The following is a 21,942-nucleotide window of genomic DNA, read 5'->3' on the forward strand; positions in this document are numbered from 1 at the left end:
TATTAATCATTGATGCTTGAGCAATGATCATTTTTCTTTGGAGTATTTGTAATTGTAATAATGTCTAAATCAAATTCTTATCATAAATTCAACATTTGCTCAGTATACTATATGGAATAAAAATGTATCGGAGGAATTGAGATTGGCACATTCTAGAATGATGAGAAATTTTATAATCTTACAAGAGGATGAGAAAGATCAATCAGTGTCTAAAGATAAGGTGCTGTCAGGCTATGTTAAGATTGAGACCAGACCAGATAGGTGCAGAATATCATTTTATGCCCAGAACATAAAGGCTGATCAAAATAGATGCTATATGGCGTTAATCTGCTATAAAAAAGATGCTAAGCAGATAATTAACATAGGAGCGTTGTCTATAGGAAGAGAAGGAAAATGTGATACTGGAGTTGAATTTCCTATAAATGATATAGCTGGTCTTGGCTTGAATGCTGAAAAAATAATTGGTGCTGCAATTTACAAGGAGATTCAGGGCAGGATAGTGTACTTAATGTATGGTTTCATTAATGGACATGTTCCAAAGGAAGACTGGAAGAAATTCAGTAAAGTAAAATGTAAGGGCATGGAGAAGGAAGAAGAGAAAAAACCTAAGCTAGAGATTAAGAAGGAAGAGCCTGTAAAAGAAAAGTCTAAAAATCTTGAAGTTAAAGTAAAAGATGAATGTGATGATAAAGATAAAAAGGTAGAAAAAGAATGTAAAAAGAAAGATGATTTCTTTGACGATGAGTATATAGACGCAACAAAATGCAAGGATAAGGACAAAGATGAGAAATGTGATAAAGATAAGGATGATGATTATAAGAAGTATAATCATGAGCACCATGACGATGATGAGCACCATGACCACCATGACGATGATGATCATCATGACCACCATGATGATGATGAGCACCATGACCACCATGACAATGATGAGCACCATGATCACCATGACGATGATGAGCACCATGATCACCATGACGATGAGCACCATGATCATCATGACGATGAGCACCATAATCATCATGATGATGGCGAGAATAAGGAGTGTAAGAAATGTTCTTCAATGGAGCAGGCAGTTCCAACTATAGAAGGTGTTTCAGATGATATACCTCTTGAGATGCCATTAAACATAACAAGTATGACTGCTGATGAAGGATTTATTAATGCAGTAAGATCTGATGAGAATATGAGTGATAATACAAATGAACAGGTTATAGATGATGATATTGACAGTGACCTTCTTAGAACATTAAAACTTAAGGCTATAGAATCTGAACTTGAAGAAGTTAAGGAAAAAATATGCAGCATAAATAAGAAGAATGAGGAAGCAATATTAGCTGAACTAAAGAAGTTTAAGGAACTTTGTCTTTGTCAAATGCAGTCAGTAGTACAGGCAGTTCCAAAAGCTTTAGGAAAAGAAGATAAACCAAAATGTGACAGCAAGAAGCGTGAAACCAATACCTTTGATGATTATGAACAAAAAATAGATGATGCAAGATATGACCGTCTAGAGAAAAATAATGTGTATGAAATAAAAGGTAAAGTGGGAGAATATTTTAATAGGTTATTATCAGGCGTAAAGAATGATACTGAATCAATTAAAGATATAAAATATTGCAAGTGGTACAACATTCCTGTTGACAGCATACAGCAGATGTGCAATAAGGATAATCTAAGTAAGCAGGGAATTATATATAAGATTATGGTAAATAACTATCCTTATATAATTAAGAATCATCATTTTATGTTTGGAATTAAAGGCGATCAGGAAGGAAATGCTAAATATCTTGTTTATGCAGTGCCTGGTACAAACAATGTGAAAGATCAGCCATACGGTGGAAAATCAGGATTTGTAACTTGGGTACAGGCTGCAAATAAAGAAAAAGGCATGGGATACTGGCTGATGTTCTATGACTACAAAAATGAGATACTAGTAGTTCCGATGAAAGAAAACTAGTTAAAGTTTAATCTGATTATTTTGATAAATGATAATCTGAAGTAATTTAGAATTTAGATTTTAAAATTTAAAATTCAGGATGAAATTCATGAGCTTATAGCTCATGAATTTCTAAAATAAATGGAGGATGCATCCAAACATCTGTAATTAATTAATTTAAAGAGTTGTAAAGAGGAATTTGTCCTCTTTTTAGAACTCCTTTTGGAGTTCAATCCGAAATCCTAAATTCTACATTAGATTGTGGGGGTGATATTGATGAATGAACATAAACAGAGAGTTACTATCGCTGTGGTTTTGATTTGTTTATGTACTGTGCTGTTTTTTTCAGGAATGCTTTTTAAGAACCAACTGAGGACTGTTGCGCTTATTAATAACAATATAAGCAGTTTAAAAAAGTATGAAGCTAAAGAAAAGTATACTTATTCACTGCCTGAAAACTGGAGCACTGAAGAAGAAAATTTCCCAGGAAACGTTATTCTTCACCATAATTCGTTCAAGAACGACAAAGTTGATATGAATGGATATATACAGATAATAAATAGTAAGGGCAGTATTCAAGATCTTATAGGACAGGATAAAGAAAATCTTAATAGTAAAGATGTAAGTGCATATAGTGCTAAGGACATTAAGCTTAATGGTAAAAATGCGAAGAAGATAGGTTATATCGAAAAACTTAAAAATGGAAAGTATTATACGAAGCGGGTTTATTATATTCAACTTAGTGAAGGTATAATTTTTAAAGGTTGCTTTAACATAAATTCTGATAATTATAACGAAAGTCTTGATTCTGTGTATGAGACAATCATGGAAAGTGGTAAATATATGTGAAAAGCTGTTTATTAATTGCCATTAAAATAATATAGTATTATAATAAATATAAGAATATAGGTGGAGGGGCATATTGCTTCTCCTTATTTAATATATAAAGGGGTGGTGAAATAATGAGACCTATATTACTGAGTTTAGGAAAGATTAATATTTATTCATATGGTACTATGATTGCTATAGGAATAATTGCTGCATATTTTTTACTTAGCACAAGAGCTAAGAAAAAAGGATATGATGAAGACTCAATAATTAATATGACTATTATTACAGTCATAATGGGGGTGATAGGCGGAAAGGTATTTTATATTCTTACAGAATTTTCGAGGTTTTTAAGTGATCCAGTAAGCATTATAAAAGAATTTGGCAACGGATTTGTAGTATATGGAGCTATTATTTTCGGAATGATAACAATATATGTGTATTGTAGAAGAAAGTCATGGGATATGCTTGAAATATTAGACCTTACAGTTCCAGCTGTAGCACTTGCTCAGGGATTTGGAAGAATTGGATGTTTTCTTGCAGGATGCTGTTACGGAAAGGAAACTACATCACATTTATCTGTAGTATTCCCAGCTGGAGGACTTGCCCCAGTAGGTGTACATCTTCATCCTACACAGTTATATTCAGCAGCATTTGATGTACTGCTTGCACTATTCTTATTATGGCTTTCTAAAAAGAATAAAAAAAGCGGCGTTATATTCTCTATGTATCTGATACTATATAGTATTGGCAGATTTATAGTAGAATATTTCAGAGGCGATCCAAGAGGAAATGTCAGCATGCTGAGCACATCTCAGTTTATTGCAATATTTATCCTTGTACTTGGTATTTCTGTGCTGGTTTTACAACTAAGAAAAGGGAGAAAATCAAAAAGTGAATAAATCAAAAAAAATAATTTTACTCATGGTGATAATGATATTATCTTTTAGTTTAACAGGATGTTCACTTATCGATAATGTCAAACTAAAACTTAACATGAAGAATACAGATTTTGAATATCTTAAGCAGGGTAAGGCTGATAAGCTTGTTATTCAAAGTACAAGAGATACAAGCTTTAGGTTTATGGTTACTGATAAGAATACAATCAAGGAAGTATATGAGCTTTTATCTAAAGGAAAAGTCATTAATGAAAAGAGTGATTATGATCCTGATTATATCTTTGAAATTCATATAGGAGATTCTGTGAAGAAGTTCAAGTATGTTGTGGGCGATTATCAATCAAATAAGGGAAACTTCTATAATGACAACAAGAAATATATAGTATCAAAGAGACTTGATAATGATATAATTCAGAACCTTGAAATAAGCAGAAAGCCTAGAAATTTTAAAAATGTATATTATGAATCAATAATTCAAGTTGTTGAGAAGAACAAAGCGCTTCTTAATAAAGATAATAAAAAAGTAGGTATAGATATTATCGGTGATGTTGATGTTACTAAGTATCAGTATTCAGTTGATATTTCTGATTTTATGGAAAAAATAAATGACGCTGTACCAAATGCAAAACTTGTAAATAAAGATAGAGAAAAATATGATATTATAGTGAACGTAAGAACTTACGGTTTTAAAACGTCAAAATATAAATCAATAATAACTATACTAAATAAGAATGATAAAAGCGAAACTAATATATATGTTGACTGTGAAAACAATGCAAATACGTGGGAGATAAATATATTAGATAAGAAACCATCAACATGGTAAAGCTAAAAGGAGGAGAACAAATGTCAGGATGTGAAAGCTGCGCAAGCAGAGATAAATGCTCAAGCAAAGATAAAGAAAATTGTGGCAGCAATTCTATAAGTTTAAAAATAATGCCTAAGTACGGCAATGTAAAGAATATTATCGGAGTTATAAGTGGTAAAGGTGGAGTTGGTAAGTCAACTGTAACTGGTATATTAGCAATACAGCTTGCTAAGAAGGGTTATAAAGTTGGTGTGTTAGATGCAGATATAACTGGTCCATCTATGCCTAGATTCTTTGGTATAAATGAACAGAGAGCTAAGATGGTACCTGTAGATGAAAATAACTTTAAAATACAGCCAGTGGAAACTAAGTTAGGAATAAAGGTTATATCAATGAATCTTTTAACTCAAGAAGAAGACCAGCCAGTTATCTGGAGAGGCCCAGTTATTACTGGAGTACTTAATCAGTTCTACACAGATACTATGTGGGGAGAACTTGACTATCTTCTAATAGATATGCCACCTGGAACTGGTGATACAGCTCTTACAGTAATGCAGAGCTTCCCTATAAAAGAACTTATCATAGTATCAACTCCGCAGGATATGGTTTCTATGATTGTTAAGAAGGTCGTTATAATGGCTCAGAAGATCGGAGCTAACATAAGAGGACTTGTTGAAAATATGGCTTACATTGAATGTGAAGACTGTGGCAAGAAGATGAAGGTATTTTCAAAGAAATCTTCAGAAGAATTTGCGCAGTATATAGGACTTCCACTTCTTTGTGAGCTTCCTATAAACCTAGACCTTACAGAAGCTCTTGAAGAAGGAAAAGCAGAGCAGTATGTAATGGAAAGTCCACTTTATGATCAATTATTTGGAGCACTTTATTAATTTAGAATTTAAGATTTAAAATTTAAAATTAGAGGATGAAACTCCCCTAAAGGGAGTTTCTAAATTATTAGAGATTTCGCAAATTGCGGAGTCTCTTTAATTATATCCATAATTTAGCAAAATAATATTTTTGGGATGGAGAATTTAGAATTTGGATTGAACTCCCTTCAGGAGTTCCTAAAGAGGATTTTATCCTCTTTAAATTAACTAATTATAGAGGTTTGGAGGTGTCCTCCATTGGAAGTGGAAATCAGCTTGCTGATTTCATCCGTAATTCTAAATTTTAAAATCTAAATTTTAAAATTTAAATTCTCAATTAAGCTTTAGCGATAGATGATGAACGGTTAACTTCTCTCATTAATCTTTCAACAGGTAGTATAGCAAGTATTACAAGACAGATTGCACATTCTAATCCCTGTGCTGCTCCGTTAGCAACTAAAGAATAAACCCAAGGGCTCATACCCTTTGGTGCATAGTTTCCGAAGAATGCAACTCCTGAAATGAAGTGACATACAAATTTAAATAATACTGCCACAAGTGCTCCGATGAATTTTTTATCTTTAAAGAATCCTGCGATTCCTAGACACATAAATGGTAGTGGATAGTCAAATAGTACTTGTACAGGGTTAAGCATGTATCCTCCCATAAGCAGGTTAAGAATTCCGTATACAAAACCTGTGAACATTCCTATTTCAGGGCCATACATAAATGAAATTATCATTAATGGAATAAAGCTTCCTAGTGTAATGCTTCCAAGTGCATTTGGCAGTTCGAAAATCTTAAATGCATGAAGTATAAAAGTAATGGCAAGAGCTAGTCCTAATCTTGCTACCATCTGAGGAGTGAATTTAATTTTTCTTGCTCTTATAACAACAACAAATAAGATTACGCATGCTAATATTGTTATTATGCAAAGAGGATAAGAGAATGAAGCGTCTGCTGCTTCAGGCAATGTAAATGACTTTTGAATGTTTTTGATAAAAGTACTGAATATTTTAGAAATACCCATCATAGTTGAATCATCCCTTCATTATTATAATTTTAAGAAATTATGCACAAATGCAAATGAAGTAAATCAACAAAAAAGCAGCCTTATAAAGGCAGCTCATATCATCAATATTTTATAGACATTAATGTTGGTCGCTTCCTTACGCTGGAATTATCCAGATCAAGTTTGAGGGTTAATGATTAGTCATCTCTCAGCCTATAGGCACCCCTAGCATGTTCATAATTACTTACAGAAATATACTATAATATTTAGATAAATATGTCAAATGAGTTTGTTTGGTAATGTAAACGAATGTTCGATTTACAATAGAGGTTTTGTTGCATTGTCAACAAAGGAAATCATATAAAAGAAGTTAATATAATGAGAAAAATGGATATAAACACTATTTGTTTTCTTAAAATAACGAATTTAAAATTGTTCAAAAAAAATTATTGAATTATAATTATACAAGATATAGTACTAGGGAGGGATTAATAATGCTACATGTTGTAAAGAGAGACGGGAGAGAAGTAAACTTTAATGCTGAAAAGATAGCTATTGCAATAAGAAAATCAGCTAAGGAATTAGGATATGAAATAAAGGAAAGTGAACTTTTAGATACTGTTAAAAGAGTAATTTCATATATAGAAGAAACAGAAAGCGAAAAAGTTTCAGTAGAAGAAATACAGAATTTTGTGGTTAAGGCTTTAAGGGATAGTAATTTGCCAAAAATATCTGCTGCATATGAAAGCTATAGAACAGAAAGAACTAAGATAAGAGAACTTAAATCAGATTTAATGACAGCAATAAGCAAGATTGGTGTTGAGACAGATAGAGATAATGCTAACGTAGGAAACAACTTCTCATCAAAATTATTGAGAATTGCTTCAGAATCTAACAAATGGCATAACTTGTCAGTGATGCCTAAGGAACTTGCAAAGGCTCATGAAAATGGAGATATCTATTATCATGATCTTGACAGTTATAATTTAACTACTAACTGCCTTCATATACCAACTAAAAAGATGCTTATAAATGGATTTAATACTGGATATGGTACTATTAATCCTCCAAGAAGAATAGAATCTGCAGCTGAATTATCATGTATATTATTGCAGTCAACTCAGAATGATATGTTTGGTGGACAGTCTCATCCTGATTTTGATAACGACATGTCAGAATTCATAGAACCTACTAGAGAAGAAGTAAAACAGGAGCTTATTGAGCTAGGTATTGAAGGTGATATACTTACTGAGCTTACAGAAAAGAAGCTTAGAAAAAGAGTTCATCAGGCAATGCAGGGAGTTATATATAATTTAAATACCATGCATTCAAGAGCAGGCTCCCAGGTACCTTTTAGTTCAGTTAATATAGGTATACCTAAGAATAAGGATGCTGCATTAGTATGTGAAATATTCTTGCTTGAATACGAAAAAGGACTTGGAAAAGGTGAACAGCCAATATTCCCTAACATAATCTTCAGAGTTAAAGATGGTGTTAACAGAGAAGAAAATGATCCATACTTCTACTTATTTAAGATAGCATGCAGAGTTGCATCAAAGAGAATGAACCCTACATTTATGAATATAGATGCAGATTTCAACAAGGAATATTATGATAAGGGATATATGCCAGCAACTATGGGATGTAGAACTTACTTAATGAGTAATGTTAATGGTGAACCTGGATGTGAAGGAAGAGGAAATATTGCTCCAGCAACAATTAACTTACCTAGAATAGGAATACAAGCAGGCGGAAGTGAAGAAAGATTCTTCGAAATTCTTGATGAAAGACTTGAGCTTACTAAGAAATCATTATTAAACAGATATGAAGTATTAAAGAAGCTTAAGGTTAAAGACCTTCCATTTGTAGCAGGTCAAGGACTTATGAAGGGATCTGAAAACTTAGGACCTGATGATTCAATCGAACCGATATTAAAGCAGGGTACTTGGGGAATTGGATTTATTGGACTTGCAGAAACACTTATTGCTCTTACAGGAAAACATCATGGTGAAGATGATCATGCAAGAGAATTAGGATACAAGATAATTTCTTATATAAGAGATTACACTAACAAGACTACACAGGAAACACACTTAAACTGGTCTTGCTATGCAACTCCAGCAGAAGGACTTTCAGGAAAGTTCATTAAACAGGATAAGAAGATATTCGGAATAATAAAGGGCGTAACTGATAAAGATTACTATACTAATTCATATCACGTTCCAGTATATTATCCAATATCATTAAAGAGAAAAATAGATATAGAAGCACCATTCCACAAGATGTGTAATGGTGGACATATAAGCTACCTAGAAGTTGATGATATGCCTACAGAAGAAGCTATCATGGATATAGTAAGATATGCTTATAGAAACACTAACTTGAGCTACATGGGAATCAACTTCCACATAAGATACTGCAGACGCTGTGGAACTTATCTTCACGAAGGACAGCACAAATGTCCTAAATGTGAAAGCACAGATATTCAAGGAATATCAAGAGTTACTGGATACCTTTCTTTAGATGAAAGATTCGGAGAAGGAAAAGTAGCTGAAAGAGCAGACAGAGTAAGCCATGATAACTTACATGCTCACACTTATAATGAATAATTTCAATTTTTAAATTTAGATTTAGAATTTAAAATTAAAGGATGGAACTCCTTCAGGAGTTCCTTTTACTATAAAAATAAACAGTATTAGTTGAAATTTAGAATTATAGGATGAAATCAGTTAACTGATTTCTTTAGTATAATGGAGGTATAACCTCCAAACCTCTGTATTATTTAATTAGGAGATTTAAAGAGGGCGAAGTTCTCTTTTTAAGCAAGCATACCAAATCTTCGATTTGGTATATTCGCTTATGCCTTGGCTGAAACTCCCATAAGGGAGTTTAATCCGTAATTCTAAATTCTACATTCTAAATTTTAAATTAAGTATGAAATTTTACCGAGTTGTGTAAAAGAAGGAGTGGTTGTTTATGGATAAAAATATTAGGCTTGCTGGCATTACTTATGAAAGTCTTGTTAATGGTCCTGGAATGAGAAGGGTATACTTTACTCAGGGATGTATTCACAATTGTCCTGGCTGTCAGAATCCGACTACTCACAGTATGAATGGCGGGGAAGATAGAAACATGGATGCTCTTATTGATGACCTTAGAGATAATCCTATGCTTAGAGGTGTAACATTTAGTGGTGGCGATCCATTTGAACAGGCTGATAAGTGTACTTATATGGCTGAGAAAATCAGAAATTTACATCTTAACATATGGTGTTATACAGGTTATACATATGAAGAAATTCTTGAAAACAAGGATAATAAAAAGGGATGGAAAGAGTTTCTTAACAATATAGATGTACTTGTTGATGGAGTTTTCATAAAAGAACAGATGCAGGAAGGGCTTAAATTCAGAGGTTCAGCTAATCAGCGAATAATTGATGTTCAGAAGAGTTTGTCTGAAGGAAAAGTTGTTGAAATGGATTATTGACATTAAACTACGTTTTGTATATAATGGCAATATCAAATAAGTAAATTCAATGAAGAGAAGAGTATTTATTTAGATTCCTTTTAGCGAGCAGGAACAGAGTGTAAGTCCTGTAGGATATAAATAAAGAAAAGAATCTTGGAGAAGATATTAAGCCTTACAGGTGAGATAAGCCGTTTGCTGCGTTAAAGCATTGAGTGAACTAAATTTTAGTTAATTTGAGTGGTACCGCGGAATAATACATTCGTCTCTTATATAAAGAGAAGGATGTTTTTTTTTGCTCTTAAAATATTCTGTTATTGTATTGTTTTTTACAAGCAGGGTATCATTCTGTATTATAGTTAATGCCAAATGAAAATTGAGAAATGATAATTAATAATTACTAGGAGGTATTTATGGATAAGTTTATTGAAAAGATAAGCTATATTGTATCTACAAAGTTTAAAGAAAACGGATATGATAAACAATATGGTAAGGTTAATGTTTCAAACAGACCTGATCTTTGCCAGTTTCAGTGTAATGGTGCACTAGCAGCTGCTAAGAAATATGGAAAAGCACCAAGAAATATTGCAGAAGAAGTAGTAGAAAGTCTTAACTCACTTAATACTTTCGAAGAAATATCAATAGCAGGACCAGGATTCATCAACATAAAAGTTAAAGATGAAATCTTAGTTAAATATGTTAATGATATGGCTAAAGATAAGAAGTGTGGATGTTCAAATGCTGAAAATCCAATGAGCATTGTTGTTGATTACGGCGGTGCTAATGTTGCAAAGCCGCTTCATGTTGGACATTTACGTTCTGCAATCATCGGTGAAAGCATCAAGAGAACTGCTAAATTCTTAGGACACAATGTAATAGGTGATGTTCATTTAGGAGACTGGGGTCTTCAGATAGGTATGGTTATCACTGAAGTTAAGAGACGTCAGCCAGGTCTTCCATACTTTGATGAAAGCTTTACTGGAGAATATCCAAAGGAAGCTCCATTCACTATTGATGAGCTTGAAGATATATATCCAAAGGCAAGTAAACTTGCTAAGAGTGATGAAAATGCAATGCTTGAAGCAAGAGAAGCTACAGTTGAACTTCAGCAAGGTAGAAGAGGATATAGAGCTTTATGGCAGCATATATTAAATGTATCTGTTGCTGATTTAAAGAAGAATTATTCAAGCTTAAATGTTTTCTTTGATCTTTGGAAAGGTGAAAGCGATGCGCAGGAATTTATTCCTGACATGGTTAAGTACCTTAAAGACAATGGATATACTAAGGAAAGTGAAGGTGCGCTTGTTGTTGATGTAGAAGAAGAAACTGATAAAGCACCAATTCCTCCATTCCTAGTATTAAAATCTGATGGAGCATCATTATATGGTACAACAGATTTAGCAACTATAGTTCAGAGAGTTCAGGATTATAATCCTGATGAAATAATTTATCTTGCTGATAAGAGACAGTCTCTTCACTTTAACCAGTTATTCAGATGTGCAAAGAAGACTCATATATTTGATAAAGATAAGACACTTGACTATATAGGCTTCGGTACAATGAATGGTAAAGATGGCAAGCCATTTAAGACTCGTGAAGGCGGAGTTATGAGACTTCATGATCTTATTGAAATAATAAAATCAGCTGTTAGAGACAAGATAGTAGCTAACAACTCAGTTGAAGCAGATAAGGTTGAAGATACAGCTAGAATAGTAGGTCTTGCAGCACTTAAGTATGGAGATTTATCAAATCAGGCAACTAAAGATTATATCTTTGATATAGACAGATTTGCTGCATTTGAAGGAAATACTGGTCCATATATTCTATATACAGTAGTAAGAATTAAGTCAATACTTTCAAAGGTAAATCCTACTGGAGAAGAGATTATTATTAAGCCTTACAGCGATGTAGAAAGAGACTTAATGCTTAAGCTTACTAAGTTTAATGAAGTTATTGAAGCAAGCTATGCTGAAAGAGCTCCTCATAAGATATGTGAATATATTTATGACGTATCTAATATATTCAACAGATTCTACAACAGTAACAAGATTGTTTCTGAAGAAGACAAAGAAAAACAGTCTTCATGGGTAGCTATGATAACTTTAGTTAAGAGAGTTATTGAACAATGTCTTGATTTATTAGGTATAGAAGTACCAGAAAAGATGTAGTTAATTAATAAAGCAGAATGAAGAGTGAAGAGTTTAGTCTGGAACTCCCAGAGGAAGTTCCAAACCAATGAATAAGGGGACAGATTCCCATTAAAACTCTTTCTTCATTCTGCTTTTATTTTTTAATGCTCAAGGAAATTGCATTGAAAAAGGTAAAATTTTAATCTGTAAAGCATTGAAAACAAAGGATTTACAGGTTGATACAAAAAATGGTAGAATGCAATTTCGTCCTTTAGTCATCAAGAGGGTGAAAGACATATGAAGAAACGACTTGGAGCGTGTCGACGGAGGCTTCGGAATATGTCTTTCACCCTTTTATTTTATTTTAGAAATTCTTCTACAGAACTTAAGAACATTTTTTCAGCTTCAATTTGTGGATGGTAGCCACAATTTTCTATTGTATGAATCTTTAAGTTGTTATGTTTTGAAAATAGTGTATAAGCATAATCTATGCTTGCTTCATCGTAATTCTTACCATCTATTATAAGAACTTCACCATTGAGATTTTTATCATTAGTTTCAGATTTGTAGTCGAAATTAGCATTGTACGCTTTTTTAAATGATTCATATGGAATTCTGCTTACTGCCTTAAAGTTCTTTTCTAATATAGTCATATCTATATGCTGAAGATTTAAAAATTTAGTAGCATAATCTATCATATATAGAAAATAAGACTTATTGCTTAGCCAGGTCATTATATTAGGCTTTGCAGTTAAGTTCTTTTCTTTTAAAGAAACCAGCACTGTTTTTTGGACAGATGTATAGTTTCTACACATTTCAAGAGCAATGTTAGCACCAGCACCATGACCTATTACATAATAGCTATTATAACCTAAAGAAGACATAAAATTATTGCATAGTTCGGCAAGATTATTCACATTATAATCAACTTTTGAGTTTTGTGAGCCGTATATAGGAAGATCCATAGAAATTACAGTGTAACTCTTAGAAAGATCTGCAGCTGTATTGCCAAATTCATCAGAACTACTGTTAAAGTCGTGTATAAGAAGAACAGGTAAGCCTTTTCCTGACTTTGTATAAGAAATCGATACATCATTTATCTTTGTAGTAATCTTCTGCTCATCTTTTAAGAATATACGCACAGCAAAATATGAAATTAAATTTGCGCATAAAAATAAGATTGTGAAAGAAATAATTATGTTAAGTGTATACTTTTTGAATCTATTCACGGTAAACTCCTTTCTATATATAGTTTAAGTTATTAAACTATCATATTCAAGGTATTACTACATTTTACCAAAATATACCGCAAGTTCTTTGATGAAAATACTGCATGCTTCTGTTTTATTTATGTTGCTTGGTGCAATACATGAATAATGACGGTTAAAGGACTTATCAAGAGGCAGTATATTTAATTCTTTATTTTTAACTTCAGATTCAATTACAAGGCTTGATATTACAGTTATACCTAGACCATCTTTTACAGCTTCCTTAACAGCATAGTTGCTGCCTAGTACTGTTATACTTTTTGGAGTAATTTTATTTTGTGCAAGAAAAAGATTTAGATACTCTCTTGTGCCAGAACCTTCTTCACGTACAACCCAGTTTTTATTCTGAAGATTTTCTGTAGAAATTTTGTTTCTTAATAAGTTTTCATCTGCTGGGTAAGCTAAAACTAGGGAGTCTTCAAAGAAGTAATGTTGATTTATGTTTGATACTGTAGGAGAACCTTCTATAAGACCTAAATCAATAGAAAGGTTTTTGACATAAGAACATATAGAAGAAGTATTTTTAATTGAAACTTCTACATCAATGTAAGGATACTTCTTCAGGAAATATGATAGAAATTTTGGAAGTATATATTCACCAATTGTAAGGCTTGCACCTATTTTCAGTGTGCCACTTATTGTGTCAGGTATATTATGGAGGTCGCTATATGTAATATCAAGCAGATTAAGTATTTCCTTTGCACGTGCATATAGCTTATAACCACTTTCAGTTATAATAATATTTTTCTGCTTAACTGATCTGTTAATAAGTACTACGCCAAAGTGATTTTCAAGGTTTTTGATATGCGTGCTTACACTTGGTTGAGATAAATTCAAGGCTGCGGCAGCTTTAGTAAAGTTCTTTAGTTCTACAACAGATATAAATGTTTTTAATTCTTCAAACAAAGATAGACCTCCTTAACTTAATGTATTATTTAATGATTAATATCTTTAATGGTTAGTATTCATTATATTTATTTTACTTATTATTATATCAGATATATACTATGACAGTAACAGAAATTCGTAATGAAAGGAAGATTTGATTTATGGCTAAAGATAAAAAAGGTATCATACAGAGTATTAAAGATATAATACCTGGTTTTATAGTATCACTTGCAGTAGCCCTTGCGAGTATGTTTATTGCACAGTTTGTGCCTAAGCTTGGTGCAGCAACTATAGCAATATTTTTAGGAATGATAGTCGGAAACTTATTTTTTAAACAGAAGGTTTTTATTAAAGGATACAAATTTTCAGAAACAGATTTATTGTCATATTCTATAGTGCTTTTAGGAGCAACACTTAGTGTTTCAACTCTTATAGAACTTGGCGTAGGTGGTTTTGCATTTATAATATTACAGATGACTATAACAATAGTAGCAGCTTTATTAATAGGAAAGAAGCTTGGATTCAGCCAGAATTTTAGATTTTTAATGGCAAGTGGTAATGCTGTCTGCGGTTCATCTGCAATTGGAGCTGTAGCACCAGTAATTGATGCTGATGACGATGAAAAAGGCATTGCAATTACAATTGTTAATGTAAGTGGAATTGTTCTTATGTTTCTTCTTCCGCTTATATCAGGAATTCTTTATAACCATGAAGCTATGAAAACATCAGCGATGATTGGTGGAACTCTTCAGTCTGTTGGGCAAGTTGTAGCCAGTGGTGCAATGGTAAATGAACAGGTTAAGGATCTTTCAACAATATTTAAGATATTAAGAGTTATTATGCTTGTTGTAGTTGTGCTTGTATTTGGGCATTTAAAGCATAAGACTAATGAAGAAATAATTGAAGAGGAAATAGTAGCAGAAAAGAGAGGTAGAGTTAAGGTTCCATGGTATGTTATTGGATTCTTTATAACATGTGCACTATTTTCACTTAATATTATTACACCTGAAGTATCTGCATTCTGTAAGGCTCTAAGCAATAAGTTTGAAATAATAGCTCTTGCAGCTATAGGTCTTAAAGTTAATGTAAAAGAACTTATGAGACAGGGTAAGAAAGTTTCTATGTATGCAGTTGGCATAGGACTTGTGCAGATAATATCAGCAATTACATTAATAGCATTATTAATTAGAAAGTAAGATTACTTTTTGTCCTTTAGTAATCTAGGGGTGAAAGACATATGAAGAAACGACTTGGAGCGTGTTAGGGCGGAGACTTCGGAATATGTCTTTCACCCTTTTTTATTTTAATGCTTTTATAAAATATCCGTATTTGTACCAGTCTAAATATTCAAGAGAAACCTTCCAGCCTCTTTTTTCGTATTCATTTTTTTGTTATAATATTTTTCAGCATCATTTCTGTCTATAATAACTTCGTTATCACATTTATTACAGCGAGTTTTAATAGTAAAGTTATCTTCAATCCATGGATGATGATTAGTTACTAATATTTCTATATCGTTGCCGCATTTACATGTAGTCCCCCAAGCTACAAAATTATGTTCCAACAATGTTCAACCCCCCCCTTATTTTAGTTTGATATACCTAATCTAGTGTACATTAAATCGATAGATATATCTATACATAGAAATAATAAATGATGATATAATTATTTCATATTAGGGAATGGAATTCTCTTGCTTAGAAAGGAGGATGTATAATGCATAAATTTAATATTGTAATAATTGTTGGATGTGGTGGATTTATCGGTGCAGCATTAAGATATATTATTTCTGCCAAAGCTAATAAAGGGATACAGATTGGCATACCAATGGGAACACTTATAGTGAATATACTTGGAGCTGTTCTTATAGGATTTATAATGGAAATGAGTAAGAAATCAAATATCTCATCAGAACTTAAAACATTTCTTACAACAGGAATAATGGGAGGACTTACAACCTTCTCTACTTTTTCATATGAAACAATAACACTTATAGGTGAAGGTAAAGTAATGATGGGAGGAATCAATGCTGCATTAAACTTATTTCTTAGTTTAATAGGAGTTTCTTTAGGAATGTTCCTGGGAAGGATAATACAACATTAATTAAGAATTTATAATTTAGAATGTAGAATTGAGGATGAAACTCTTATGGAGTTTCTAAAAAAAGAGGAGGTATCCTCTTTAAAACTCTACTTAAATACTAATCTTGCATCTTTTGAGATAAAAATATAATCTTAAAATAAAAAAGCAGAAGACACATTATGATGCCTTCTGCTTTTTGTCATAGTTTATTAGAATTCGCAAAGTCCTGTAGTTCTTGGGAATGGGATAACATCTCTGATGTTTGACATTCCTGTGATGTACATGATTAATCTTTCAAATCCAAGACCGAATCCTGAATGCATTGTTTCTCCGTATTTTCTTAGTTCTAGGTACCACCAGTAAGTTTCCTTATCTAGGCCAAGAGCATCCATTCTAGCTGAAAGTTTTTCAAGACTTTCTTCTCTCTGGCTTCCTCCGATGATTTCTCCGATTCCTGGTACAAGACAGTCAGCAGCTGCTACAGTCTTATTATCATCATTTAGCTTCATGTAGAATGCTTTGATATCCTTTGGATAATCAGTAACGAATACTGGTTTCTTGAAGATTTCTTCTGTTAAATATCTTTCGTGTTCAGTTTGAAGATCATCTCCCCATTTAACTGGGTATTCAAATTCTTTTCCTGATTTTAGAAGAAGTTCAACAGCATCAGTGTAGCTTATTCTCTTGAAGTCAGAAGTTGCTACATGATTTAATCTTTCAAGTAATCCCTTGTCGATGAACTTGTTGAAGAATTCCATTTCTTCTGGACATTGTTCCATAACGTAGTTGATTACGTATTTAAGCATTTCTTCAGCGCAGTCCATGTAGTCAGATAAGTCTGCAAAAGCAAGTTCAGGTTCTACCATCCAGAATTCAGCAGCATGTCTTGTTGTATTTGAGTTTTCAGCTCTGAATGTTGGTCCGAAAGTATAGATATTTCTGAATGCTAAAGCATAAGATTCACCATTTAACTGTCCTGAAACAGTAAGATGAGACTGTTTGCCAAAGAAATCTTTGCTGTAATCTATCTTTCCGTCTTCTGTTAATGGTGGGTTCTTCATGTCTAAAGTTGTTACCTGGAACATTTCGCCTGCACCTTCACAGTCTGAGCTTGTTATAAGTGGAGTATTAACATATACAAAGTCTCTTTCCTGGAAGAACTTATGTATAGCATAAGCAGCAACTGAACGAACTCTGAATACTGCTGAGAAAGCATTACTTCTTGGTCTTAAGTGAGAAATAGTTCTTAAGTATTCAAAAGTGTGTCTCTTTTTTTGTAGAGGGAAGTCTGAGTTAGACATACCTTCAACTACAACTGCATCAGCGTGAATTTCAAATGGCTGTTTTGCATCTGGAGTTGCTACAAGAGTACCTGTTACTGATATTGATGAACTTATAGGAAGCTTTGATATTTCTTTGAAGTTTTCAAGTTTGTTATCAAAAACTACCTGAATGTTTTTGAAGAAAGTACCATCATTAACTTCGATAAAACCAAAAGCATTTGAAGCTCTTAAAGTTCTTATCCATCCTGAGATTTTTACTTTCTTATCTACATAATCTTTTTCGTTTCTGTAAAGTGTCTTAATGTAAACTACATCTTTCATAAAAAATCCTCTCTTTCATGTGTAATATAAATTAGCTAAAAGTAATTTCAAATAAAAAAACCTATCATCCACACTGGGACGAAAGGTTAAAATTCCGCGGTACCACCCAAATTGCCAAATAGGCCTCTTTAATAATACGCTCAACTGTAACGGGTTGAAATCGTCTAGGCCTACTGTCTCAAAAAACCGAGAGTTCGGATAGAAACTCAGAGACGTTCTTCAATAAAGAAATAGTATGGATCCTTGCACCACCGTCCACTCGCTAAAACTATAATCTATATTTACTCTTCTCATCATTGTCATAAATTTTTATTAACAATTAAGATTTTACATTATAAGTTTATTATTTGCAATGATTATATTAGTTAATGTTCGAATCTTTTACTAATTTATAATCATAATCGATGCCGATAAGAGCATCCCTAAGGTTGATTAGTGATTCTATATCTGGAATAAGTGGCATTCTGTCCATAGTTTTATTATTAGGATATATATCAGTGGCATAGGAAAGATACATATTTGTATTTTTTAAAACTTTTGTCTTTGGATTTGAGAATACAGTTTTGAGTCCACCTGTACTTGTTCCGATGATTTTTGAATTTGGAAAGGCATTTTTAAAGTCAATGCCGGCAAATACACCTGCCGAGAATGTTGATTCATTTGTAAAAATAAACAGCCTGTTATTTTTATCAGCTATATTTTTGAATTTTGGGTCAACTGCTAAGTTTGAAATAAGATACTTTATAAGTTCAGGGTTACCTCCGCCATTGTCTCTTAAATCTATAATGAATTTCTCAGCATCGCTGTTATTAAAATCTTTTATTAGGCTATTAAAGTATAGATTTATATCATTTGAATAAGATAACTGAGATTCACCTATAGATTTTGCTGTAGCTGCATCCATACATGATTTGTATTTGAAATAAAAGATTTTATTGTCTTTATCATATGCATGCCAATAATTTTGATTTGATTTTTTGGGTTTTGCAGGAACGTTTTTCTGATTATATAACAGATCAAGAAATACTAGCTTTTTAAAGTCTTGTTTGTTTATAGCCTTAAATTTAACGTTGAAAGATTTATTTGAGAAATCCTTCAGAGCTAGGGTTATAGTATTATTTGCTGCAATTCCTAGTAGCTTTAAGAGTTCGTAATTACGAAGGCTTTTAGAGGCTTTACTTTTTAACCAGTTACTACTTTCATTAGGTGTTACAGCATCTAACTTTTTTATTACATCATTAATTGGTAGATTATTAACCTTTGATATTTTGTATCCCAGATATTTTTTATACTCTTTTGTAACTGCAGTAATTCTTAGTGAATTATCATCAAACCATGTAGCTGAAAAAGGAAAATATTTTGCTGATTTTACATAGGCAGTGGTGTGGCCATCTTCAACTGATGCTGTAAGCTTCATTAATTCAAGACGCATGTCATTTATAGAATATTTAGACTGATTTTTTGTAAGATAGTTTAATTTGTTATAATAGTCTGATTTGCTGTATTTATAGAATAAATTAGGATGTAACTTAGGGAGATCATTTTTGAAAAATTGTAAATCATCATTATAAGGGGCATCATTAGTTTTGTTTATTACTTTGGCAGGAGATATTGAGTGGTTTATAGCATTGCTTAAATATACAACTATCAAGAAAACAACCACATATAACACTGCAAGAAATCTTCTGAAATTAGTTTTCATTTTTTAATCCCTCCCCCAATCTAATTTATTCTATAAATCTAGTCAAAGGTACTTTTAAATTCTAAATTAGAAGTTTTGATATTGAATCAATTATTAAATAAATTACTCTATGCCGCTTTCATATGAACTTATAAGTCTATTAGGAAATCGTTTCATTGTCATGTCTTTCATTATTTTTGTGAATTCATATGGAACGTTTTTTATTTTTGCTTTTATAGGCTGGTCTTTTTCAATTTCAAGTAATGCATAAGTCGCATCGGGCTGTCCATTTTTTGGCTTGCCGACACTTCCATCATTAACTAAAAGTTTGCTACCAAACTGCTTTATATATGGGATGTGTGTATGAGCACATACTAAAGCATCCTCTTCTAGATTTGCCATTATTTCATCTATGTTTTCATTATCTTCTGTTAAGTATTCATTTATTTTTAATGGGCTTCCGTGTACGAATTTTATCTTTTTACCTTCAAATTCAAGAGTCATAGTTTCAGGAAGTGAAGATAGATAGAACCTATTTGAAGCTCTAAGTTCTTCATATGTCCATGGTAGTGAAAATGAATTTAAATCTGTATTTCTTATATATGAGTAGGCATTGTCCACAACTGAAGCGTCATAGTTGCCTTTTAAACATAAGATGTCTCTCTGTTTTATTAATGCTATTACTTCATTTGGATGACATCCATATCCTACTAGATCACCAAGACAGATTATTTGTGACACTTTTTCATTATCTATATCCGCTAAAACCTCCATTAAAGCGTAAAGATTACTATGTATATCAGAGATTATTGCTATTTTCATAAGTTATGCCTCCACGTTTAATTTTCTTCATTAATACAATAAATATTATATCACTTAAACCAGTCTTATCTAATATATTTTATTTGGAGAGCAATTACTATTTTGGTAATAGAATCATATTATTAAGTATTTTCTAGGGGCTTTATTAACTGTAAGTTTTTTTATCCCTGATATTAATAATATGATAAAGGTTGTTCCTAAGTTAAGAAATGCTGCTATATATGATTTCAGTCATTATAATATTGTGGCAGGAATTGTTGGAACTATGCTTTGTTATTTCATTATATGTGGATTATTAGTGAAGTATAGTGAAAGAATTAAAATAATAAAAAAGTTAATACTTTAAGAATATTGTGAGGCTAAGGTATTTTAAATATACATATAAAAATGTATACTAAAAGCATAGTAGATTTACATGCAAATAAGGAGTGATAATATGCTTGATAAAAATAGACTTAACAGAGTAATCGAAGGAATGAAAGAACAGAAATTAAAACAGATGCTTGTTTCATCTGCTGCATCTATATTCTACCTTACAGGAAAGTGGATTGATTGTGGAGAAAGAATGATTGCTTTGTACATAAACGTTGATGGAACTACAAAGATGTTTATTAATGAGCTTTTCCCTATAAACGAAGATCTTGGTGTTGAACTAAAATGGCACAGTGATGTGGATAACCCTGTTGATGATATTTTAACTGTTGTGGATAAAAATGAAGCACTTGGAGTAGACAAAAACTGGCCTTGCCATTTCCTTATCAGCCTTATGGAAAAGAGCGCAGCAAAATCTTATGTTAATGGTTCACATATTCTTGACAGAGTAAGAATGATAAAGGATGAAAATGAGAAAAACTTAATGAGAAAGGCTTCAAAACTTAATGATCAAGCTATCGATAAAGTTATTAAGTTCTTATCAATGGATAAGTCAGAAAAAACAGTTGCATCTGAAGTAGGTAACATATTTGCAGATATGGGTACTCAGGGTAATTCATTCTCACCTATAATAGGCTATGGACCTAACGGAGCAGATCCACATCATGAATGTGATGGTTCACTTCCTAAGAGTGGTGATACAGTAATCATTGATATGGGATGCAGAAATGAATACTATTGCTCAGATATGACTAGAACAGTATTTTTAGGAGAGCCTACTGAAGAAGGAAAGAAAGTATATAACCTTGTTCTTGAAGCTAATAAGGCAGGAATAGCAGCTGTAAAACCAGGAGCTAGATTCTGTGACGTTGATAAGGCTACAAGAGATGTTATTGAAAAAGCTGGCTATGGAAAGTACTTTACACATAGAACTGGACACAGTATCGGTATAGAAGTTCATGATTTTGGTGATGTAAGTTCAGCTAATACAGAAGTATTAAGACCAGGAATGATTTTCTCAGTAGAACCAGGAATATATCTTTCAGGAAATCTTGGAGTAAGAATTGAGGACCTTGTAATGGTAACAGAAGACGGATGCGAAGTACTTAATGCATACCCAAAGGACATGATTATACTTAAATAATGTAGAATGTAAAATTTAGAATGTAGAATTGAGGAGGAAATCAGCAGGCTGATTTCTGAATTAAAATGGAGGCTGTGCCTCCAAACCTCTAATTTAGTATTTATAAATTAAAAACAGCACTGCGAAAGCAGTGCT

At 32.3% G+C, this 21,942-nt stretch carries 19 protein-coding genes, 1 riboswitch and 2 other annotated features; of the genes, 12 read left to right on the top strand and 7 right to left on the bottom strand.

Translation table 11 applies throughout. From position 1 onward, the window contains the following. Positions 1-142: 142 nt before the first annotated feature. The 5 genes from FYJ33_RS04940 (at position 143) to FYJ33_RS04960 (ending at position 5,361) form a co-directional block, all read left to right on the top strand. The gene (locus FYJ33_RS04940) at positions 143-1,957 is read left to right on the top strand and encodes a DUF7922 domain-containing protein (protein WP_154530658.1); all 1,815 of its coding nucleotides are present in this window, start codon (positions 143-145) and stop codon (positions 1,955-1,957) included. A 255-nt stretch (positions 1,958-2,212) separates the two neighbouring features. Then, complete coding sequence (locus FYJ33_RS04945) at positions 2,213-2,785, top strand: hypothetical protein (RefSeq protein ID WP_154530659.1); 573 nt, start codon at positions 2,213-2,215, stop codon at positions 2,783-2,785. A gap of 113 nt (positions 2,786-2,898) precedes the next feature. Then, positions 2,899-3,666, top strand: coding sequence for a prolipoprotein diacylglyceryl transferase (locus FYJ33_RS04950; RefSeq protein WP_154530660.1), 768 nt, complete (start codon positions 2,899-2,901; stop codon positions 3,664-3,666). Continuing rightward, entirely contained in the window at positions 3,659-4,489 is an 831-nt protein-coding gene (locus FYJ33_RS04955) for a hypothetical protein (protein WP_154530661.1), read from the top strand. Before FYJ33_RS04950 ends, FYJ33_RS04955 begins: the two co-directional genes overlap by 8 nt. Before the next feature lie 20 nt (positions 4,490-4,509). Next, on the top strand, positions 4,510-5,361 hold the full coding sequence (locus FYJ33_RS04960) for an Mrp/NBP35 family ATP-binding protein (protein ID WP_154530662.1): 852 nt from the start codon (positions 4,510-4,512) through the stop codon (positions 5,359-5,361). Between the two features lie 316 nt (positions 5,362-5,677). Here FYJ33_RS04960 and thiT read toward each other — a convergent pair whose 3' ends face one another. Continuing rightward, positions 5,678-6,373, bottom strand: coding sequence for an energy-coupled thiamine transporter ThiT (gene thiT, locus FYJ33_RS04965; protein WP_235900775.1), 696 nt, complete (start codon positions 6,371-6,373; stop codon positions 5,678-5,680). A 116-nt stretch (positions 6,374-6,489) separates the two neighbouring features. Continuing rightward, positions 6,490-6,589, bottom strand: a riboswitch (TPP riboswitch). A 257-nt stretch (positions 6,590-6,846) separates the two neighbouring features. On the opposite strand from thiT, the gene FYJ33_RS04970 reads away from it, so the two are divergent. The 3 genes from FYJ33_RS04970 (at position 6,847) to argS (ending at position 11,985) form a co-directional block, all read left to right on the top strand. Beyond that, complete coding sequence (locus tag FYJ33_RS04970; RefSeq protein WP_154530663.1) at positions 6,847-8,961, top strand: anaerobic ribonucleoside triphosphate reductase; 2,115 nt, start codon at positions 6,847-6,849, stop codon at positions 8,959-8,961. 367 nt (positions 8,962-9,328) lie between these two features. Beyond that, positions 9,329-9,838, top strand: a complete 510-nt coding sequence (gene nrdG / locus FYJ33_RS04975) for an anaerobic ribonucleoside-triphosphate reductase activating protein (RefSeq protein ID WP_154530664.1) — start codon at positions 9,329-9,331, stop codon at positions 9,836-9,838. Between the two features lie 40 nt (positions 9,839-9,878). Continuing rightward, positions 9,879-10,090: a binding site (T-box leader), on the top strand. Positions 10,091-10,230: 140 nt separating this feature from the next. After that, positions 10,231-11,985, top strand: coding sequence for an arginine--tRNA ligase (gene argS / locus FYJ33_RS04980; RefSeq protein WP_154530665.1), 1,755 nt, complete (start codon positions 10,231-10,233; stop codon positions 11,983-11,985). Positions 11,986-12,305: 320 nt separating this feature from the next. Here argS and FYJ33_RS04985 read toward each other — a convergent pair whose 3' ends face one another. Together FYJ33_RS04985 and FYJ33_RS04990 are read right to left on the bottom strand one after the other, a co-directional pair. Next, positions 12,306-13,175, bottom strand: coding sequence for an alpha/beta fold hydrolase (locus FYJ33_RS04985; RefSeq protein ID WP_154530666.1), 870 nt, complete (start codon positions 13,173-13,175; stop codon positions 12,306-12,308). A 57-nt stretch (positions 13,176-13,232) separates the two neighbouring features. After that, entirely contained in the window at positions 13,233-14,120 is an 888-nt protein-coding gene (locus tag FYJ33_RS04990; protein WP_154530667.1) for a LysR family transcriptional regulator, read from the bottom strand. A 143-nt stretch (positions 14,121-14,263) separates the two neighbouring features. On the opposite strand from FYJ33_RS04990, the gene FYJ33_RS04995 reads away from it, so the two are divergent. Continuing rightward, the gene (locus tag FYJ33_RS04995; protein WP_154530668.1) at positions 14,264-15,298 is read left to right on the top strand and encodes a YeiH family protein; all 1,035 of its coding nucleotides are present in this window, start codon (positions 14,264-14,266) and stop codon (positions 15,296-15,298) included. A gap of 143 nt (positions 15,299-15,441) precedes the next feature. Here FYJ33_RS04995 and FYJ33_RS05000 read toward each other — a convergent pair whose 3' ends face one another. After that, positions 15,442-15,669 (bottom strand): hypothetical protein, encoded by a 228-nt coding sequence (locus FYJ33_RS05000; RefSeq protein ID WP_154530669.1) that lies wholly within the window; start codon positions 15,667-15,669, stop codon positions 15,442-15,444. A 149-nt stretch (positions 15,670-15,818) separates the two neighbouring features. On the opposite strand from FYJ33_RS05000, the gene crcB reads away from it, so the two are divergent. After that, a complete protein-coding gene (gene crcB, locus FYJ33_RS05005) occupies positions 15,819-16,205 on the top strand; it encodes a fluoride efflux transporter CrcB (protein ID WP_154530670.1) in 387 nt (128 codons plus the stop codon). A 188-nt stretch (positions 16,206-16,393) separates the two neighbouring features. Here crcB and asnS read toward each other — a convergent pair whose 3' ends face one another. From asnS to FYJ33_RS05020, 3 genes are all read right to left on the bottom strand, one after another. Beyond that, positions 16,394-17,788, bottom strand: a complete 1,395-nt coding sequence (gene asnS, locus FYJ33_RS05010) for an asparagine--tRNA ligase (RefSeq protein WP_154530671.1) — start codon at positions 17,786-17,788, stop codon at positions 16,394-16,396. A gap of 71 nt (positions 17,789-17,859) precedes the next feature. After that, positions 17,860-18,094 (bottom strand) — a binding site (T-box leader). A 55-nt stretch (positions 18,095-18,149) separates the two neighbouring features. Beyond that, positions 18,150-19,490 (bottom strand): S41 family peptidase, encoded by a 1,341-nt coding sequence (locus tag FYJ33_RS05015; protein WP_154530672.1) that lies wholly within the window; start codon positions 19,488-19,490, stop codon positions 18,150-18,152. A 102-nt stretch (positions 19,491-19,592) separates the two neighbouring features. Continuing rightward, a complete protein-coding gene (locus tag FYJ33_RS05020; RefSeq protein WP_154530673.1) occupies positions 19,593-20,291 on the bottom strand; it encodes a metallophosphoesterase family protein in 699 nt (232 codons plus the stop codon). 181 nt (positions 20,292-20,472) lie between these two features. Between FYJ33_RS05020 and FYJ33_RS05025 the strand changes: the two genes are divergently transcribed. After that, entirely contained in the window at positions 20,473-20,637 is a 165-nt protein-coding gene (locus FYJ33_RS05025) for a hypothetical protein (RefSeq protein ID WP_154530674.1), read from the top strand. Positions 20,638-20,727: 90 nt separating this feature from the next. Beyond that, positions 20,728-21,807 carry a M24 family metallopeptidase gene (locus FYJ33_RS05030; protein WP_154530675.1) on the top strand — a complete coding sequence of 360 codons (1,080 nt, stop codon included), beginning with the start codon at positions 20,728-20,730 and terminating at the stop codon, positions 21,805-21,807. The last annotated feature ends 135 nt before the right edge of the window (positions 21,808-21,942 follow it).

Origin of the sequence: Inconstantimicrobium porci, from assembly GCF_009696465.1 — a bacterium.
In the GTDB taxonomy this organism is placed as follows: domain Bacteria; phylum Bacillota; class Clostridia; order Clostridiales; family Clostridiaceae; genus Inconstantimicrobium; species Inconstantimicrobium porci.

Coding starts and splice junctions, on each gene's coding strand:
- FYJ33_RS04945 (WP_154530659.1), top strand. CDS start 2,213: ATGAATGAACATAAACAGAGAGTTACTATCGCTGTGGTTTTGATTTGT.
- FYJ33_RS04970 (WP_154530663.1), top strand. CDS start 6,847: ATGCTACATGTTGTAAAGAGAGACGGGAGAGAAGTAAACTTTAATGCT.
- crcB (WP_154530670.1), top strand. CDS start 15,819: ATGCATAAATTTAATATTGTAATAATTGTTGGATGTGGTGGATTTATC.
- FYJ33_RS05020 (WP_154530673.1), bottom strand. CDS start 20,291: ATGAAAATAGCAATAATCTCTGATATACATAGTAATCTTTACGCTTTA.
- nrdG (WP_154530664.1), top strand. CDS start 9,329: ATGGATAAAAATATTAGGCTTGCTGGCATTACTTATGAAAGTCTTGTT.
- argS (WP_154530665.1), top strand. CDS start 10,231: ATGGATAAGTTTATTGAAAAGATAAGCTATATTGTATCTACAAAGTTT.
- asnS (WP_154530671.1), bottom strand. CDS start 17,788: ATGAAAGATGTAGTTTACATTAAGACACTTTACAGAAACGAAAAAGAT.
- FYJ33_RS04960 (WP_154530662.1), top strand. CDS start 4,510: ATGTCAGGATGTGAAAGCTGCGCAAGCAGAGATAAATGCTCAAGCAAA.
- FYJ33_RS05025 (WP_154530674.1), top strand. CDS start 20,473: ATGATAAAGGTTGTTCCTAAGTTAAGAAATGCTGCTATATATGATTTC.
- FYJ33_RS05030 (WP_154530675.1), top strand. CDS start 20,728: ATGCTTGATAAAAATAGACTTAACAGAGTAATCGAAGGAATGAAAGAA.
- FYJ33_RS04950 (WP_154530660.1), top strand. CDS start 2,899: ATGAGACCTATATTACTGAGTTTAGGAAAGATTAATATTTATTCATAT.
- thiT (WP_235900775.1), bottom strand. CDS start 6,373: ATGATGGGTATTTCTAAAATATTCAGTACTTTTATCAAAAACATTCAA.
- FYJ33_RS04995 (WP_154530668.1), top strand. CDS start 14,264: ATGGCTAAAGATAAAAAAGGTATCATACAGAGTATTAAAGATATAATA.
- FYJ33_RS05015 (WP_154530672.1), bottom strand. CDS start 19,490: ATGAAAACTAATTTCAGAAGATTTCTTGCAGTGTTATATGTGGTTGTT.